This window comes from Halorubrum sp. SD612 (assembly GCF_002135005.1).
Map to the genome: position 1 here is coordinate 1 of NZ_NEWI01000235.1, position 2,949 is coordinate 2,949.

The following is a 2,949-nucleotide window of genomic DNA, read 5'->3' on the forward strand; positions in this document are numbered from 1 at the left end:
TCGCGTTCGTCCCTGAGGTCGCGCGCGACGCGAAGCGACTCCAGCAGGCAGTTCACGCTGGCGTCCTCGGGGTCGTCCAGCCCGGCGTCCGTGACCAGCGACCGGACGGCCTCCCAGCCGGCGACCGACGCGACGGCGACCAGCGTGCCGATCGCGACCACGAGGTAGGCGGCGGCGTCGACCGGGTTCGAGCGGACGAAGCCGCCCGCGCCCTCGACGCCTCCGACCACGCCGGCGTCGTCGACGACGACGGCCACGGGCGCGAACGCGAAGAGTATCCGGACGAGCGCGAGGGCGACGAAGCCGACGAGGAGGGCGCCGACCGCGACCGCCGCCCCGAGGAACGGGTTCGCGAGGAACGCCGCGCCGACCGCGATCGAGCCGAGCGCGAGGACGGCGACCCAGAGGAGGAGTTCGGCGACGTACAGCCCGAGGAACGTGAGCCAGCGCGATCGGGCGCCCGCGATCCCCCCGACGAGTCCGCGCTCGTCGCGGAGGCTCGCGATGACTGCCGAGAGCTGCCCGGCCGAGACGACGGCGTACGCGAGTATCGCGAGACCGACCGTGAGGAGGACGCCGGCGGCGAACAGGACCCCGACGGTCGGCGTCAGCAGGGGCTCGAACGCGGGCGTCAACCCCTCGGCCCACGCCTGAAGCGCCTCCGGGTCCTGCGTGTCCGGCGGCGGCTCGACCCCGGCGAGCGCGTCGCCGGCGGCCGCGAGCCGCCCGGTGAGTTCGAGGTGGAGGTAGATCCCCGCGAGCGCGGCGAACGCGCCGAGGCGGGCGATCACCGGGACCGCGGTGCCGAGGAGGTAGAAGGGGAGGACGTCGGCGGGGCGTCGGCGGAGGGTCGCTGTCGTTGCCGTGACGGCGGCGGAGAGGTCCATGTCACTCGGTTCGTTCGTGCGACACTTAAAAACGGCCGTGCCGGACGCGACGCCGTCGTCGGTCCGCGCCCGCCGGCTTAGTCCCAGAACGACTGGGTGCGCGCGTACTCGCGCTCCTGGCGGAGCACGTCGCGGTAGAACTCGTCTTCGTCCTCGCGGAGCTTGTTGATGATCCGCGCGGCGTTGTGGGGGCCGACGCCGCGGGCGGCGAGGGCGATCACCGCCCGCTTCCCGTGCGTCTGGACGAGGCTCGCGGCGCGGTGGGCGCGCTCGGTGCGGCGCTCCTGTTCGTCGTCCTTCTCGGGCGCGCGCACCGCGGCGACGGTCTCGTCGTCCCACGGGTTCAGCGCCGCGATCCGGGTCGAGCCGCACTCCGGGCACTCCGGCTGGTCGCGGACGCGCCGGACCTTCGTCGTGTGCTTCCAGTCCGTACAGTGGAGGCAAAAGAGGATGACGCGGTCGTCCTGAATCCGCTCTCTGACCGTCTCGATCACGTCGGCGTCGGCGTTGTCGGGGACGAGGAACTCCGTGCCGGCGGAGCGGCCCGCGGTGCCGAGCGGGGTGCGCTCGCGGGCGATCGCGAGGTCGAGCGCTCCCTCCTGAACCCCCGCGAGCAGGTCGGCCGTCTCCGGCACCGCGAGGTCGGCGTGGAACACCTCGCGGAGCGCCTCGTCGTAGACGGGGGTGTCCTCTAAGGCCGCGAGCAGGCGGTCGCCGCCGAACTTCCCTCGCCCCTCCTTGTACCGCTTGACGGCGCCGAACTTCGCGGCGACCTGCGCCAGCGTGAACTTCAGCGCGTCCGACTTCTTGACGGCGAGTTCGAGGTACGCCTCTAAGCGCTCGGGGTCGGTCGTCTCCAGCACCTCGCGGAACGTGCCGGGGTCGACGCCGCCGGGGACCTCGAACTCGATCCGGTAGGGGTCGACGTCCATCCCGACCGACGACCCCGCGCGCTGGCCGACGAGCGCCGCGAGCAGGCGCGCGAGCGTCTCGTTGACCTCGTGGCCGAACGCGGCGTTGACGGCGACGGTGCGCGCGCTCCCCTCGATCACGATCCGCTCGTCCGTGGGAGTCGGGTGGCCGGCCTCGACGTGGTCGACGACCGGTTTCAGCGCGCTCGCGACGGTCTCCCGGTCGGTCGGGTAGCGCTCGGCGAGGTCTGCCGCGACCGCTTCGGGGGTGGAGCCGGCCTCCAGGGCGGCCGCGGCCTCGCCGCGAATCCTTCCCACTTCCTCCGCGACGGGCTTCGGGACGGGGATCTCCCGGCCCACCCACGAGGGGACCTCGCCGGTCGGGTCGGGGATCGGCGTCACGTTCACGCGCTCCTCCTCCTCGTCGATCTCCGTGATCTTCCACATCTCGCCGCGCTGGACGAACGTCTCGCCCGGCCCCGCGAAGTTGACGACGAACTGCTCGTCTAAGGTGCCGATGCCGCGTCTGGAGGACATGTCGTACACCTCGTAGGTGGCCTCGTCGGGGATCATCGAGAGGTTCGCGTAGAAGTACTGCCACGTCCCGCCCGACTTCTCGAGGGTGTCCGTCTCCTCGTCGAGCCACAGCAGGCGGTTCCCGTCCAGCTCGCGGACGACCTCTTGGAACTCGGGTTCGGAGAGGTCGGCGAACGGGTAGGCGTTCGTGACGGTCTCGTACGCCTCGCGGGCGTGGACCTCCCCCTCGTCCATCACGAGCCCGACGATCTGGTTCGCGACCGTGTCGAGGCTCCCGTGGTGGATGTTCGCGGGCTCGACCAGCTCCTCGCCCGCCCGCCGCGCGATGGCCAGCGCCTCGAGCGCGTCGTCGCCGCCCTGCGTCACGACGGTCCCCTCGGAGACGAGGTCGCGGCGGTGCCCCGCGCGCCCGACGCGCTGGAGCAGGCGGGCGACCTCGCGGGGGCTCCCGTACTGGACCACGTGGTCGACGCGCCCCACGTCGATCCCGAGCTCCATCGAGGAGGTACAGACGAGCCCGTCGAGCTCGCCCGACTTGAACCGGTCCTCCACGTCGATCCGGACCTCCTTCGACAGCGAGCCGTGGTGGAGCTCGATCTCGGTGGGGTCGGCGG

Annotated in this window: 2 protein-coding genes; both read right to left on the minus strand. The window is 72.3% G+C overall.

The annotated features are described in order from the left end of the window. A partial coding sequence (locus tag B9G38_RS18840) for a DUF373 family protein (protein WP_143415526.1) occupies positions 1-887 on the minus strand: 887 nt, incomplete at its 3' end. 77 nt (positions 888-964) lie between these two features. After that, the coding region (locus B9G38_RS15690) for a helicase-related protein (protein ID WP_086220996.1) at positions 965-2,949 on the minus strand (1,985 nt) is incomplete at its 5' end.